Genomic DNA, 15,398 nt, shown 5'->3' with positions numbered 1-15,398 from the left:
TTTAGTATTTTATTTCTTTATTTACATCCTTCAATGACTTGTCTGTCCCATGGTGAAAGTGCTTACTCATATCTGGCATGTATTTCATCGCTATTGGTTTTTTACCAACAGCAACAGCCATTTCTCTCACATGATGAGCTTCAGCACCACAACAGATACCTATTAAATTAATTTTTTCTTTTAGACATTCTTTTGCAAATTCAGCCATTTCAAATCTGTTACAAAATAAATTGTCTAAAGCTACAGGAAAAGCATTTCCTCCCGGAATGCAATCACATCCATGGTCTGTTTGATTTAAAAATCCTGGTTCTTCCTCTGTTGTCCTATAAGGAACGGGTAATCCTGCAACATGGCATGAAACTTTTTTTCTAACTTCTTTTAAAAGTTTCATTGTCATTTTTGGACCTCTGTAACAATTTAAACCCACAACATCTGCTCCAAGATCCTCGACTATTTTACATGCGTCCTCAGCGGTATGACCATCTCTTGTTAAATCACCACGAGGTATTGCATAATTGGCAACTGCTATCAAACCTTCATCTTTAATTGCTTTTAAAGCTATTTTCATTTCATCTACCCAATTGATTGTTTCTGCAACTACAAAATCAACTCCTGCTTCTTTTGCCCAAAGCACTTGTTCCTCGTACATTCTTTGACATTCTTTAAAAGAATTTTTATCTTTTGGATCAAAAATATTTGTATTAGCTACATCGCCACAAACCATTAAGTCCAAATCTTTAAATTCATTTGCAGCATCCTTTGCTATTTGAAGAGCATTTTTTTGCATTGGTTCAAGTAAATGTTCTTTTCCTATAATTCTAAGTTTTTCTCTATGTCCATAATAAGTGAATGCTTGAACAACATCTGAGCCAGCTCTTATAAATTCTCTATGCAATTGTGTAACTACATCTGGATGCTCTAATACTACTTCAGGTACAAAAGGTCCGGCAGAAAGGTATCCTCTTCTTTCCATTGCAAATAAATATCCTTCTGCAAAGATAACTGGACCAGCATCTAATCTTGATATTAAATCTTTTTTCATTTTCCTCCCTTTGTTTTATTTTTTTAAATTTGAGGAAAAAATTTTAATAGCTGTCTCTTATTATTGATTGTTGAAAAACTGTTTTACAATTCAGATTGAAAAAAAATCCTAAAAAAAAATTTTTACTAATTAATTTCATTATCAATAATATTATTTAAAAAAATCAATGTGATAAAGACATTTTTACTACAACTTTTAGTTGAAAGAAGTTTGCAATTTGATTGTGTATATGATCTCATTTAGAATAATTAATTAATTAGGAGAGTAAAATGAATATTAAAAAAGTACTTCTCACAATCGCTGTTATTTTCGGAGTGTCAAGTTTTGGAAATGTTGCAAATGCGAAATGTGGGGACATAACTGTCGCTAACATGAACTGGGCTTCAGCAAACTTTATGGCTGAAGTTGATAAAATCATATTAGAAGAGGGATATGGATGTAACGTGGAATTAGTGCCAGGTGCAACTATGCCAACATTCACATCTATGCAAGAAAAAGGTGAGCCAGATGTTGCTCCAGAATTTTGGGCTAACGCTGCTATCATCGCTTTGAATAAAGCTGTTGACGAAGGAAAAATGCACTCACTTAATAAAGCGCCAATTACTGGTTTGGGTGAAGGATGGTGGGTATTACCTCACACACTTAAAAAACATCCAGAGCTAACAACTGCTGAAGCAATTTTAGCAAGACCAGATCTGTTTCCTCATCCAGAAGATCCATCAAAAGGTGGTTTTCATATTTGTCCTCCAGGTTGGAACTGTGAGCTAAGTAATAGAAATCTTTACAAAGCTTTTGACATGGAAGCAAAAGGTTGGGCTATTGTTGAAACAGGTTCTGCTGCAGGATTAGATGGTTCAATTGCTAAAGCTGCAGAGCGAGGTGAAAACTGGTTTGGTTACTATTGGTCACCAACAGCTATCATTGGTAAATATGATATGAGAGCTGTAGATATGGGAGCCTGGGGTGGAAAAGATAACTGGGATAAATGTATAGTTTTACCAGAACAAGAATGTGGAGACCCTAAAGCAACTTCATGGACAAAATCTGAAGTTTACACAATCGTAACTGACAATTTCAAAAATACAGCTGGAAGTGCTGGTATGGAATACTTTAAGAAGAGAACATACCCAGGTCCAGTTATGAACGGTATGTTAGTTTGGATGGGTGAAAACCAAGCAGAAGGTGCTGATGCTGCAATTGAATTCTTAAAAACACAAGAAGATGTGTGGACTAAGTGGGTTTCAAGTTCAGCTGCTAAAAAAATAAAAAAAGCACTTTAATTTAATTAAATTTTGAACCCGTTGAAAAACGGGTTCAAATCCAATAAAACATCATCATGGATTTCTTTAGCAAAATTCCAGTAATGGATAGAACCGCATTACGAGAGTTAAAGAAAGGGATAGATTTAAGTTTTAAAGATTTTTCAAGAGCATATGGAGACGGCATAGAATCTTTTTTTGATCCATTACTTTATTTTTTAATTTGGTTAGAAAAATTATTAGTTAATAGTCCTTGGCCAATTGTAATTGGTGTTTTTGCTTTATTGGCATGGTTTGGATCTAGAAGTATCAAACTTGTAATTGGTACAGTAGTTTGTTTTATTGTAATTGGGTATTTTGGCATGTGGAAGAATTGTATGGCTACAGTAGCTATAATATCAGTTTCCACGCTTGTATGTATAGTTGTAGGAATTCCTATTGGAGTGCTTATGTCTAAGTCAAGTAGAGCTGAGAAAGCTGTATTGCCAGTTCTAGATATGATGCAAACGATTCCGAGTTTTGTATATTTAATTCCAATAATAATGTTGCTTGGAATTGGTAAAGTGCCAGGTCTATTGGCTGTATGTATTTATGCTCTACCTCCAATTGTAAGATTAACCAATCTTGGTATCAGAGAGGTTGATAAAGAAACTTTAGAAGCTAGTGAGGCATTTGGTGCAACTCCATTACAGAAATTGAAATCTGTTCAGATACCCCTATCACTTCCAACAATTTTCGCAGGTGTAAATCAAACGATCATGATGGCTTTGGCTATGGTTGTGATAGCATCAATGATTGGGGTTAAAGGTCTAGGGGTCCCTATTTTACAGGCTATTTCAAACCAGTATTTGGCTCTTGGAATGATGAATGGTTTAGCAATTGTTGCTCTAGCAATTATTTTCGACAGAGTTACACAGCAGTACGGGAAGCGGATCCAAAAACACAGAGGTCAAAAAAAATAATAAGCCCAGTTTGGATATCGATTTTTCTAGACTCATATTTCAAAATAAATAAAGATCCAAAAAATAATGAAATTTTCTTTAGAAATTGGACCACAATCTACTCTTGAAAACTTGCCACCAGTTAAAGATGTTTACATAACTATGTTGCCAGGAGGTGACTATAAAGAAACTGCCGCAAAGTCAGGAGAGCTAGTTGAAAAAGGTTTTAATCCTGTTCCACATTTTCCAGCAAGATCAATCAATGATGATAATGAATTAAAAGATTATGTAACAAGATGCAAGGATTTAGGAGTTAAACAAGCTTTAGTGATCGGTGGAGGTAGAGAGCCAATAGGAAAATTTGATAGCTCATATCAAATGCTGGAAACAGGATTTTTTGATGGAATTAAAATAGGAATAGCGGGACATCCTGAGGGTAGTCCTGATATATCCGATACAGATTTAGAAAAAGCAATGATAGATAAGAAGCCTTATGCTGATTATATAGTCACCCAATGGTTATTAGATAGTCAGCCTATTATTGATTTCATTTCTAAACAATCAGTACCAGTACATGTAGGAATTACTGGGCCAATGAAAATATCTAGCTTAATAAAATTTGCTAATATTGTAGGGGCAAAAAATTCCATAAACTTTCTTAAATCTAATTTTAGTAAGGCGTTAGATTTATTAAAACCTAAAGACCCTAATGATTTAATTGGGAAAGTTAAATCGCATACTGATTATTTTCACATTTATACATTCGGCGGCTTGAAGGAAACAAACAAGTGGTTGAAGGAGAATAACTATGTCTAATGAGTTTGACTATAGTAAAGTAAGACACGTAACATCGGTAGATCAGTCTGATAGAAACGTACCTTACAATTTAAGACAAAGCGGTCCAACAAAAGTTGAAATGCTAATTTCAACAAGGGTAAGAAAATCACCATACTGGCACTTATCAATGAAAGCTGGATGTTGGAGAGCAACAGTTTACAATCGAATATACCATCCAAGAGGATATGTTAAACCTGAAGATGGTGGTGCGATGGTAGAGTACGATGCAATTGTTAATCACGTTACAATGTGGAACGTTGCAGTTGAAAGACAAATAAGAGTAAAGGGTCCTGATGCAGAAAAATTTGTGGACTATGTAATCACTAGAGATGCAACTAAAATTTCACCTATGAGAGCAAGATATGTAATTCTTTGTAATGCATACGGTGGAGTATTAAATGATCCAATTCTACTTAGGATTTCTAAAGATGAGTTTTGGTTTAGTTTGTCTGATAGTGATATTGGTCTTTACCTTCAGGGAGTAAATGCGGATGAAAGATTTAATGTAAACATTGATGAAATTGATGTGAGCCCTGTTCAAATACAAGGTCCTAAATCAAAAGCATTAATGAAAGATTTATGTGGCGATCACGTAGATTTTGACAACATGCCTTTTTATGGTCTTGCAGAAGCTAAAGTTGGTGGAAGAAGTGTAGTAATATCTCAATCTGGATTTTCAGGAGAAGCTGGATATGAAATATACTTAAGAGAGTCTACTTTATATGCTGAAGACATGTGGAATGCTGTTCTAGAAGCGGGTAAGAAACATAGTTTGATGGTCATTGCTCCAGCGCACCATAGAAGAATTCAAGCAGGAATTCTTTCTTGGGGCCAAGACATGGACAACCAACATAATCCATTTCAATGTAACTTGGGTTATCAAGTTTCTTTATCAGGAAAAGGTGAATGGGATAAAAAAGGAGATTATGTAGGTAAAAAAGCTTTGGAAAAAATGAAAGCTGATCTTAAAGCAGGTCACAAACCTTATAAACTTCAATTAGTTGGATTGGAACTTGGAGGAAAACCAATTGAAGAATATGCTCCAGATTTTTGGTTAGTTTCTGGTGAAAACGGTGGAGAGCCAATAGGTTTTATTACATCTCCATGGTATCACCCAGAAAAGAAACAAAATATTGCAATGGGCTATGTTCCTTTTGACGGAACGTTAAATGCAAATGGCTTCCCTAAAGGTAAAGTTGGCTCAAAATACAAAGTGCATTTGCCTGAAAAATACTCTGATACTCCAGGACAACCTGTCGATGCAGTTGTGGTGGATATTCCATTTAAAGAGTCTTACAACGCAAATACTAGAGAAGTTGTAAAAGGATAAAATTTATTTTAGGGGGAATTTTTAAATTCCCCCTGAATTATGGCTAAAACTTTCTTAATTGTTATTTGCATATTTATAGCCATTGGATTAATACTTTTTCCATTAATAGTTTCTTATAAAGCACAAAAAAAAGATCAAAAAAAATAATGTTTGCTCAATTTTTAGATATAGTTTTCAGATCATTAAAATTAGATAGAAATTTATATAAGGATCAAAGATATTTTGGTGAAGCTGCAATTTATTTTGCAGGTTTAATTATGATCTTAGATGGTGTTGCTGGGGCTTTTGCAGCAAATACAATCGTTAAAACTTCAATTGGAATCTCAGGGCTTACTGCTATTTTAACTTGGTTAGTATGGTCGATATTCATTTACGTTATAGGAGTTAAAATTTTTTCAGATAAAGAGAGCAAAATACCTTTTAAGAAAGTTTTAATTGCTGTTGGATATGCTCATGCGCCAGGTTTACTTAGATTTTTTGCAGTCACGCCTGATCTTGTTATTTCAATTATATTTTTAACTCAGTTTTGGATTTTTGCTTCTTTAATAATATCAACAAAACAAATATTAAATATCAAATCTAGTTTTAAAGCTTTTGGAATCATATTTTTGTCTTTTTTAATTATTGCATTCTTGTCAGTTTCATTCGTAATGAGCAGAATGAACGCTCTTCCGATAAGCAATATAAGCTAAATTGGAAAAATAGTCTTTGAAGTTCTACAAGATTTACAGACTTTAAATCCAGTTAATATCAAATTTTGAGAAACGCTTTCATCTTCTTTTTTACACTCGTCACATTTATTATTGAAATCTCTTAAGTCTTCCTCTTTAATGTTTTCAAAAGGATCTTTCTTAGTCATTATCTGTTAAACCTGCTCCTGCTGCAGATTGCTTTAATTCATCCGTTTCTTCAACGAAAGTATCTTCTGACAATTTATAAAGTTCAGACCATTCTTCTTCACTGAATAAATTATTATTTTCCATAAACTTTAGTTCGGTTTTTTCACCTTTCTCAACAATGTCACCACTTAAATAATTCGAGTAAACTGCTTGATTGAAGTTGAATAGAAATTCTTTGTTATCTATTTTCAAAAATATTCTTTTACCTATAATTTCAGATGTACGGCTTACAAATGGAATAAATAGTAAAGGAAAACCAAGGTTGTTAATTTGAATATTATTTGCATCTTTTAAGTGGATTGATTGGTCAAAAAAATTTAATCCCATTGTAATTGGGCAATATAAACTTTTTGAATTATTAATAGTTGAAATAGTAGAAATTTTTTCAAAATCTTGATTTCTTAAAACTTTGAAATATTGATTAATATTTTTAAATCCAGGAAGTCCAAACATTTCTAGCAAACGAATATTTTTTCCAACTTCCTCCGCTACACCCCAAGAAAATCCTATTCCTCGCGTAGCTCTTTTAACTGCTGTTTCTATTTCGCTAAAACTTCTCATGAATTTAATGAGTTATATACCCAGTGACTATCAAATGATTTCAATTCATTTGGTAATGGCGCACCTTGGAACATACAAATTCTGAGCCATTTATCTGAGCGTGGGTCGAACTTTAGTGCTCCAAAGAATGATAATTTTAGTCTTAACATATCAATAGGCATCAAATTTGAACCTATGGTGTTATCTTGAATTTCTGCGTAAGGAAATTTTTCCGTAATAAATGCCCTTCTGACTACATGACGATATTCATTATGATCCATTAAAAATTTGCCAATAGTTAAACTATTTTTTGATATAAATAAGATTTCATATAATTTTTTTATATCCCTTGCTATAGCAAGCGGTTGTTCTAAATCTGATCCGTGATCTTTATATCTATCAGCTAATCTAGGCTCCTCTTTATTTTTAGAAATAAACCAAAAATTTTGATTATTCTCATTTTTTGAAAAATCAATTTTTAGAATATCTGGGTAATTTTTTTCAATAATACTCCTTAATTCCTCAACAGTTCTGTCTATTGGAATATTAAAACTTAACTCTTCATCAGCACTCATGTTTTTTAATAGTGGATTAACAATATTGTCATAGGGTTCCATCATCATAGATACAATATATTCAATACATTCATCATTTAAATTATCCTCAATCCATGTGTAAATTTCATTAAACAAGAAAGGTTTATTTTCTAATGAACCCATATTTAAAAAATCTATAAATTTTTCTAGGTCATTTAATAGACTTTTAATTTTATTATTTTGATATTCACTTTCTGTGTGCCAGCTAGTTACATTTTTAAGAGATTTAATTAAACAATCTTTAAAAATATTAAAATCTTTATTTGAAACCTTTTCTATTTGTCTTATTTTTTTTAAAGCAGTTTCTCTTGCAAAGATCCAATTATTCAAAAGTTCTGGGTGATTTACAATAAATGGAGCCATGCCTAACCCTGTTGAATTGCCAATGCCTAGATTTCTGCAAATATTTGGGTCTAATTGAACTGCTAAGCCTGGATTTTTATTTTTTGCAATATGATTAACTTGATCAAAAGTAAATTGCCTTACTAAATAAACCAGCATCATTTCCAATCTAAATGGACCTAAAATTTCATCACGGTTTTTTATTCTAAATCTGTCTGCTAAACCAAATTTTCCTGATCCATAAACTGCAGTGGTTCTATATAAATAACCAACTTTAGATAAATTATTCACATCAGGTTGTTGACCATTTGACAAACAATCTACAACATAATTAAAAAGTCTTAATGATTTATTAGCCCTTGAAAGTGTTAATTCTTTGTAAGATAATCTTCCAACTTCCTGTTTTGGAACTTCATTAGCTAATCGATCTATATCCTGATCTGTAGGTATACCATCGTGCAATGTAAATGCAGCATCCCACTTTGTGGCAATTACCCTATCTGATCTTTCCTCATCTTTAATTTCATTTGCAAAACAAATTAAGGAGTAAGTTCTATTATTTTTTGAAAAAGAATATACTGCTCTTCCATATCCGTTTTGGTTTAGATTAAATAAATCTCTTCTATATTCCCAATCTTTAAATTCATTTAAAAAAGATCGTAAGAATGAAAGTTTTGATTGATGAAATGATCCAAGTTTGGATAATTTCATTAAAATTTTTGGGTCTCTTAAACTTACTTCCATTAGTTAATATTTTTATAAAAATTGAACCAATTATTTCCTAAAATATTATTAATTTCTTCGTCATTAAATCCAATTTTATTTAAACCTTTTTCAATATTATTAAAACCTCTAGCATCTATAAACCAATCTGGTTGATCTGGGAAACCAGGTTTATCTTTGCTCCCTTCACCATAATTTTTTGCCTTAGCCCAAGTTCCATTTCTCATCCATTCGACTATGCTGTCTGGCTGATTTAGACATAAATCAGATCCTATGCCTACATTCTTTGATCCCATTATATCAACTGTTCTAGCCACCATCTCACAAAAGCTATCGAGTTTACAATTAGTACTATCTTTTAAATGATGCGCATACAAAGATAGTCCAAGAATACCCCCACTCTCTGCCAGTTTCTTTAAAACTGTATTAGATTTATTTCTTTTTGCTTCATGCCAAAAAGAAGGATTAGCATGTGTTATCGCTATTGGTTTTTCACTTAAATCAATTGCATCAAGTGTACTTTGCTCAGCAGAATGTGACATATCAATAACTATCCCTACTCTATTCATTTCTTTGATTACTTCTCTTCCAAAGTTTGTAACCCCACTATCATTTTTTTCGTAACAACCAGTGGCCAGCAATGATTGGTTATTGTATGTAAGTTGCATAAATCTACATCCAAATTGATGAACTTTTTCAACTAAATTAATGTCATCTTCTATTGGTGAGCAATTTTGAAAACCAAAAAATACTGCTGTTTTATTTTCTTTTTGAGCTTTAGTTATATCTTCATATGACTTTCCTAAAAATATTAAGTCATTATTTTTATTAAATAACTCATCCCATTCTTTAACTCGATTTAAAAATTCGTCGTAGTCTTCATGGTAAACTACTGTAACATGAATAGCATCTAATCCTGCCTCTCTATTAATTTCAAATATTTCTCTAGACCAATTGCAGTATTGTAAATTGTCAATTCGATAATTCATATGAGTTGATTAAACTTATTACAGTATTTAAACGCTTGTTGATATGTAAATTGAAGACACACATAAATCTATTGAAATTTTGGGGTATTTTGTAATAAATGTAAAAAGTTAAGCAATATAATCTTTAAATGAAAAACAGAAAAAATAACCAGAAAGTTGCTATTGTTATGGGTAGTCAATCAGACTATTCAACTATGCAATTTTGTGAAAAAGTTCTAAAAGTTTTAAAAATAAAATTTGAAACCAAAATTGTATCTGCTCATAGAACACCCGATAGAATGTACCAATTTGCAAGAATGGCAGAAAAAAATGGAATTTCTGTAATTGTTGCAGGAGCTGGTGGATCTGCTCATTTACCTGGAATGATAGCTGCGTTGACAAGCATACCAGTAATTGGAGTACCAATAGAAAGTAAAAAACTTAAAGGTTTGGATAGCTTGTTGTCAATTGCTCAAATGCCCAAAGGTATTCCGGTTGGAACTGTAGCAATTGGTAAAGATGGTGCTATTAATGCTGGTCTATTTGCAGCTTCAATTCTTGCTAGCTCAAATATTCAAATAAAAAAAAATCTTAATAATTGGCGCACAAAGCAATCGAAGTCTGTAACGAAAAAACCTAAATAAATGTCAGATATTACTTTAGGTATAATAGGCGGAGGTCAACTCGGATCCTTATTATCTGTAGCTGCAAATAAATTAAATATTAATACTGTAATCTTTAGTGATGATAAAAATTCTCCAGCAAAAAATTTTACAAAAAATTTTATTTCTGGAAATTATGATGATGAAAAATTGATTAAAGAGTTTTTAAGTAAAGTAAATGTGATTACTTATGAGTTTGAAAATATTCCTTACAAAATATTGAAGAAGTTAAATGAAATTAAACCAGTATTACCAAAACCAGAAATAAATAAATTAATTCAAAATAGATATACTGAAAAAGATTTTCTTAACAAAAATAACATTAGAACAACAAGATATTCTCTAATAAAAGACGAAGATGATATTAAAATAAATGACGGATTAATTCCTGGTTTATTAAAAACTTGTACTTTAGGTTATGATGGAAAAGGACAATTTAAAATTGATAAAAAAGAAAATATTAGTTCTGAAATTGATTTTACTAAGGAATATATTCTAGAAAAATTTGTAAAACTAAAAAAAGAGATTTCTGTAATTATCACACGATTTGGTCATCAAAGATATGAAATTTATGAACCAATTGAAAATTTACATGAGGATCAAATTTTAAAACATTCAAAAATTCCTGCTCAAATATCAGAAAAAATTAAAAATCAGGCAACCAATTGGGCAACTATAATTGCTGAAGAGCTCGATTATGTTGGAACGCTATGTGTTGAATATTTTATTGATAATAAAGATAATTTATATGCAAATGAAATAGCTCCAAGAGTTCATAACTCAGGTCATCTAACAATAAATTCTCATAATGTAAGTCAATTTGAAAACCACATTAGAGCTGTATGTGGACTTGAAAAAGTTGAAACAAAAAAAATATATAATGCTAGAATGCTCAATCTAATTGGAAATGATATTGAAGACTATCGTGTGAAAAGTTTCAAAGATAATGAGTTTTTTTTTGATTACCAAAAAACTGAAATAAGAGAAAAAAGAAAGATGGGTCATTTCACAATTATTGAAAAAGAGAATTAAATTTTTTGGATTAAAGATAGACTATTATTAGTAGGTTTGTTCACTTCTTTTGAGACTTCATAAAAATTTAAAGTTGGTTTTCTACATTCATTTAAAATGTTTGAACCAGAAAGTTCTAAATTTAAATATTTGTTCACATCATTCTCATTTAAGATAACAGGTTGTCTATGATGAATTTCACTAATATTACTTGATGCTTGTTCTGTTATTAAGCAGAATTGTTTATTCTCAAATATAGCTGCGAAATATATAAGTTTTTTGTCTACTCTTTGAAAATAAAAGGGAGTTTTAATTTTATCTTCTCTTTTCCATTCATAAAATCCATCCGCAATAGCAATACATCTTGAGACTTTTATTAATTTTTTAAAAGAGATTTTTTCATCAATTGTTTCAAGTCTTGCATTAGTTAGTGGTTTAAAATCCTTCTTTTTTGACCAAGAAGGGATTATTCCCCATGTCAAATTCTCAAGTGTATTTCCATTAATATATTTTTTTATAACTGGAAGTTTTTGATAAGGATGAGCATTATAATTTTCATTATCTTCAACTTGAATTGCAGATTTAACTATTTTCTTTGTTTTTGAAACAGGATTAGTAATTACATATCTACCACACATAATAATTTGTTCTTGGCTTAATTTGTATTTAGATTATATGTTCATCGAAATAATGAAATCAATAGAAAATAACTTTGATGATCCAAAAGTAAATGAGCTTCTTAATAAGCATTTTATTGAATTAAGATCAGTATCTCCAGAGGGAAGTTCTCATGTATTAGACATTCCAGGTCTTAAAGATCCAAGTATTAGATTCTGGAGTTTGTGGGAAGAGGAAGAGTTAATTGGATGTGGTGCATTAAAAACATTGGAACCTAATCATGGAGAATTTAAATCAATTAGAGTAGCTGACAAATTTAGAAAGCAAAAAATAGGACAAAAAATTGTATCACACTTAATTGACCGTTCTAAACAGCTTGGATTTAAAAAATTAAGTGTAGAGACAGGGTCTGGAGAATTTTTTGCACCTGCGAGAAAATTATTTACGAGTTTTGGATTTGAAATTTGTAAACCCTTTGCTCATTACAAAGAAGATATAAATTCCTGTTATTATTCTTTAAATTTATAAATAAGTATTTTGAAAAAAGATTTAACATTACCGCATGTGCTTTATGTTGCAAAATTTATATATTTAAAAATTTATGAAATTAAAAATAAAAATAAGGATTTAAGCAACATAGATGCGTTTGAAATATTTATAGGTACAAAGGATTTTGACGAAATTAGTTCAGGTAAATTTCATGAAGATTGGTTTAATAGTTTAATTGATAATAACTTCACTGATAAATCTACAGGTAAAAAAATTAATAGCGAGACAATGAAATTGCTTGAAATCCAAAAAAAATCAATGATTAGAGAATTACTTAAAATTCCTAAACTTTATTATGCTAAAAGTCATTTTCCTTTAGAGCTTTCGCAGCGAGCTTTTAATCATCTTTGGCGTGTGTGTGAAAGTTACGAGCTTTGGTGCAAAGAAACCAAACAAGATGATTTGATTTTATTAAATCTTTCCTCTTAATTAATTTTTTTTTTCTTATAAATTAGTTAAAATATATTTATGAGATCCAAGTTCTACGTATTTGTTGACAAAACACTTTTTGATCTAGGTAGACAATTTAAATGGAGTTATTTGCCTCCATTGATGATTTATGTTGCTGCTGGAATATCAGGTTTAACAGGAATAGTTGGTACTTTTTTTGTTAAAGATTATTTAAATCTTTCTGCTGCTTTTTTAGCTGGTCTTGGTTTTTGGGCAGGTATCCCTTGGGCTCTTAAAATGCCACTTGGTCATTTAGTTGATTTAATTTGGAATAAGAAAAACTATATGGTTTTTGTTGGTGCTTCTCTTATCTCCCTTAGCTTATTAATTATGTACGGATTAATTATTCATACTGAGTGGATGTCAACAATTTTGACTGTTGAGACATGGTTTGTAATCAGCGTTTTATTATCTCCAATTGGATACGTAGTTCAAGATGTAGTTGCTGATGCAATGACTGTAGAGGCTGTTCCTCTAGTTGATGATGATGGGGAAAATTTTAGCAGAGATGAAATAAAATTAATGCATACAACTATGCAAACTCTAGGTAGATTTGCAATAATAGGTGGTACAGTTTTAGTTGCTTTAGCTAATGTAATTCTTTTTAAAGGTGTTGACAACTTAGAACAAACAGAAAAAATTTCTTTGTATGGCTCTATATATATTTATGCTCTTATAATACCAATCGTATCAGTAATGGGTATATTTTTGGCTTCATTTCTTAAAAGCCAGAAAAGAAAAAAATTAATTCAAAAAGGATTTTCAGGTTTAGAAGCAGAGATACCAAAAGAAAAAACAGAGATAAATTGGTGGATATTAGGTGGAAGTTTATTATTTGTTATTTTTACTCTAAGTGTTGGTTCTTTTAGACTGCCATTTGCTCAAGAGATAGTCTTCCTAGGTTCTATGATAATAATTTTATTCTTAATGAATAAATTAATAAAAGAACTTCCAAAAGATTTAAGATTAACTGTGGTTGGAACGGCTATAATAATATTTATATTTCGTGCTATGCCTGGTCCCGGACCTGGATTATCATGGTTTGAGATAGATGTACTTGAATTTAATGAACAGTTTTTTTCAGTTTTATCACTAATAGCATCTGTTCTTACTTTGGTTGGTATAATTGTATTAAGGCCATTTATGGCAAATAATTCTATAGCCAAAATAATAATAATTTTATCAATTGCTGGTGCAGTATTATTTTTACCAAGTGTTGGGATGTATTACGGTTTTCATAACTGGACATCATCAATAACTAATGGTGTTGTTGATGCAAAATTTATAGCAATATTTAATACTGCGCTCGAATCGCCTTTGGGACAAGTTTCAATGATACCATTGCTAGCATGGATCGCTAAAAATGCACCTGCTCATTTAAAAGCAACTTTCTTTGCTGTGTTTGCATCTTTTACAAACTTAGCGCTATCTGCAAGTTCATTAGGAACAAAATATTTAAATGAAATATTCACGATCACCCGTGAAGTTAAAGATAAAGTTTCAAATGCTATTTTAACAACGGCAGATTATTCAGAACTAGGTTTGTTGCTAATCACAGTGACACTCTTAACTTTACTAATTCCAGTAATATTTGTTAATATTATACAAAAAACAAAATTTAAAACCGACGAATGATATTTAAACAATTTTTTGATAATTCCTCATCAACTTATACATACCTCATTAGTTCTGGGAAAGGTAGAGAGGCATTAATTATTGACCCAGTATTAGAGAATGTTGAAACATATATTAGCTATTTAAAAGAATTAGATCTCAAACTTGTAAAGGTGATAGATACACATATTCATGCGGATCATATTTCAGGCATGGCTGAATTAAGAGATAAAACAAATTGTGTAACTATAATGGGTGATAAAGCACCAGCTAATGTTGTTGCCATGAAAGTTGCTGACAATGAGAATATCAAGATTGAAAATATAAATATTAAAGCACTGTTTACACCAGGTCACACCTCCGAAAGCTTTTGTTTTTTGATGAATGATAGAGTTTTTACTGGAGATACTTTATTAATTAAAGGGACAGGCAGAACAGATTTTCAAAATGGAGATGCAAGAGATGCCTATAATTCTATTTTCAATGTTCTATTAAAACTACCTGAGGACACAAAAGTATATCCTGCACATGATTATAAAGGAGAAACTGTAAGTACTATCGGTGAAGAAAAAAAATTAAATCCTCGTTTGCAAGTCAAATCTGTGGATGAATATGTAAATATTATGAGTAATTTAAATTTACCAAACCCAAAAATGATGGATATTGCAGTTCCTGGAAATCTCAGTTTAGGTATCAGTTTAGAAAAACAGAAATTAAGTAACGGTTTAGAAAAAAATGATTTTTTAAAGAAGATAAAAGATCAAAACAGTTTGCTGATTGATTTAAGAGAAAAACAAGAAATTGAAAAAGATGGAAAAATTGAAGGAGGGCTTGAAATTCCTTTTACTGAAATTAACGAATACATAAAAAATAATAAACAAGATCTTTTGAATAAAAATTTATTATTTTATTGTAGAGTTGGTCATAGATCAGCACTAGCTGTTCAAATTTCGAAAAATTATAATCTTAAAAATAGTCATCATTTAATTGGTGGAATGAAAAACTTAAATTTGTAAA

The 15,398-nt window shown here is 30.9% G+C and carries 17 protein-coding genes; 11 read left to right on the top strand and 6 right to left on the bottom strand.

The genetic code is table 11. The annotated features are described in order from the left end of the window. Window position 1 precedes the first annotated feature (1 nt). The gene (locus tag B8063_RS05560) at window positions 2-1,042 is read right to left on the bottom strand and encodes a homocysteine S-methyltransferase family protein (protein ID WP_085070276.1); all 1,041 of its coding nucleotides are present in this window, start codon (window positions 1,040-1,042) and stop codon (window positions 2-4) included. 269 nt (window positions 1,043-1,311) lie between these two features. On the opposite strand from B8063_RS05560, the gene B8063_RS05555 reads away from it, so the two are divergent. The 5 genes from B8063_RS05555 (at window position 1,312) to B8063_RS05535 (ending at window position 6,101) form a co-directional block, all read left to right on the top strand. After that, entirely contained in the window at window positions 1,312-2,322 is a 1,011-nt protein-coding gene (locus B8063_RS05555) for a glycine betaine ABC transporter substrate-binding protein (RefSeq protein ID WP_085070274.1), read from the top strand. Window positions 2,323-2,378: 56 nt separating this feature from the next. Beyond that, window positions 2,379-3,263: an ABC transporter permease gene (locus B8063_RS05550; RefSeq protein WP_085070272.1), complete on the top strand. Its 885-nt coding sequence runs from the start codon at window positions 2,379-2,381 to the stop codon at window positions 3,261-3,263. A 66-nt stretch (window positions 3,264-3,329) separates the two neighbouring features. Continuing rightward, a complete protein-coding gene (locus B8063_RS05545; protein ID WP_085070270.1) occupies window positions 3,330-4,058 on the top strand; it encodes a methylenetetrahydrofolate reductase in 729 nt (242 codons plus the stop codon). Next, window positions 4,051-5,409 (top strand): glycine cleavage T C-terminal barrel domain-containing protein, encoded by a 1,359-nt coding sequence (locus B8063_RS05540; protein WP_085070268.1) that lies wholly within the window; start codon window positions 4,051-4,053, stop codon window positions 5,407-5,409. Before B8063_RS05545 ends, B8063_RS05540 begins: the two co-directional genes overlap by 8 nt. A gap of 146 nt (window positions 5,410-5,555) precedes the next feature. Beyond that, window positions 5,556-6,101 carry a hypothetical protein gene (locus B8063_RS05535; RefSeq protein WP_075521123.1) on the top strand — a complete coding sequence of 182 codons (546 nt, stop codon included), beginning with the start codon at window positions 5,556-5,558 and terminating at the stop codon, window positions 6,099-6,101. Here B8063_RS05535 and B8063_RS07230 read toward each other — a convergent pair. Genes B8063_RS07230 through B8063_RS05520 form a run of 4 tightly spaced genes read right to left on the bottom strand, consistent with a single transcriptional unit; the run spans window position 6,098 to window position 9,498 of the window. Next, a complete protein-coding gene (locus B8063_RS07230; RefSeq protein ID WP_198150953.1) occupies window positions 6,098-6,268 on the bottom strand; it encodes a hypothetical protein in 171 nt (56 codons plus the stop codon). The two genes, B8063_RS05535 and B8063_RS07230, sit on opposite strands and share 4 nt — an antisense overlap. After that, window positions 6,261-6,869, bottom strand: a complete 609-nt coding sequence (locus B8063_RS05530) for a DUF3726 domain-containing protein (RefSeq protein WP_075521124.1) — start codon at window positions 6,867-6,869, stop codon at window positions 6,261-6,263. The genes B8063_RS07230 and B8063_RS05530 overlap by 8 nt, the downstream gene beginning before the upstream one ends. After that, window positions 6,866-8,530 (bottom strand): hypothetical protein, encoded by a 1,665-nt coding sequence (locus B8063_RS05525; protein ID WP_085070266.1) that lies wholly within the window; start codon window positions 8,528-8,530, stop codon window positions 6,866-6,868. Before B8063_RS05525 ends, B8063_RS05530 begins: the two co-directional genes overlap by 4 nt. Then, window positions 8,530-9,498 (bottom strand): membrane dipeptidase, encoded by a 969-nt coding sequence (locus B8063_RS05520; RefSeq protein WP_085070264.1) that lies wholly within the window; start codon window positions 9,496-9,498, stop codon window positions 8,530-8,532. Before B8063_RS05520 ends, B8063_RS05525 begins: the two co-directional genes overlap by 1 nt. Before the next feature lie 128 nt (window positions 9,499-9,626). Here B8063_RS05520 and purE point away from each other — a divergent pair, with 128 nt between their 5' ends. Both purE and B8063_RS05510 read left to right on the top strand, forming a co-directional pair. Then, entirely contained in the window at window positions 9,627-10,121 is a 495-nt protein-coding gene (gene purE, locus B8063_RS05515) for a 5-(carboxyamino)imidazole ribonucleotide mutase (RefSeq protein WP_075521127.1), read from the top strand. Continuing rightward, on the top strand, window positions 10,122-11,171 hold the full coding sequence (locus B8063_RS05510; RefSeq protein WP_085070262.1) for a 5-(carboxyamino)imidazole ribonucleotide synthase: 1,050 nt from the start codon (window positions 10,122-10,124) through the stop codon (window positions 11,169-11,171). Here the strand turns inward: B8063_RS05510 and B8063_RS05505 are convergent. Further along, window positions 11,168-11,788: an SOS response-associated peptidase gene (locus B8063_RS05505; protein ID WP_085070260.1), complete on the bottom strand. Its 621-nt coding sequence runs from the start codon at window positions 11,786-11,788 to the stop codon at window positions 11,168-11,170. The two genes, B8063_RS05510 and B8063_RS05505, sit on opposite strands and share 4 nt — an antisense overlap. Before the next feature lie 52 nt (window positions 11,789-11,840). Between B8063_RS05505 and B8063_RS05500 the strand changes: the two genes are divergently transcribed. The 4 genes from B8063_RS05500 to B8063_RS05485 are packed head-to-tail and all read left to right on the top strand — an operon-like array spanning window position 11,841 to window position 15,397. Then, window positions 11,841-12,296, top strand: a complete 456-nt coding sequence (locus B8063_RS05500) for a GNAT family N-acetyltransferase (protein WP_075521130.1) — start codon at window positions 11,841-11,843, stop codon at window positions 12,294-12,296. Between the two features lie 9 nt (window positions 12,297-12,305). Beyond that, window positions 12,306-12,746 (top strand): hypothetical protein, encoded by a 441-nt coding sequence (locus tag B8063_RS05495; RefSeq protein ID WP_085070258.1) that lies wholly within the window; start codon window positions 12,306-12,308, stop codon window positions 12,744-12,746. A 39-nt stretch (window positions 12,747-12,785) separates the two neighbouring features. Next, complete coding sequence (locus B8063_RS05490) at window positions 12,786-14,402, top strand: hypothetical protein (RefSeq protein WP_085070256.1); 1,617 nt, start codon at window positions 12,786-12,788, stop codon at window positions 14,400-14,402. Then, window positions 14,399-15,397 (top strand): MBL fold metallo-hydrolase, encoded by a 999-nt coding sequence (locus B8063_RS05485; RefSeq protein WP_085070254.1) that lies wholly within the window; start codon window positions 14,399-14,401, stop codon window positions 15,395-15,397. The genes B8063_RS05490 and B8063_RS05485 overlap by 4 nt, the downstream gene beginning before the upstream one ends. Window position 15,398: the final 1 nt, after the last annotated feature.

The organism is Candidatus Pelagibacter sp. RS40, assembly GCF_002101295.1.
Classification (GTDB): domain Bacteria; phylum Pseudomonadota; class Alphaproteobacteria; order Pelagibacterales; family Pelagibacteraceae; genus Pelagibacter.
The sequence above is the reverse complement of the archived record's forward strand: the minus strand, read 5'-3'. Positions and strand labels throughout refer to the sequence as shown.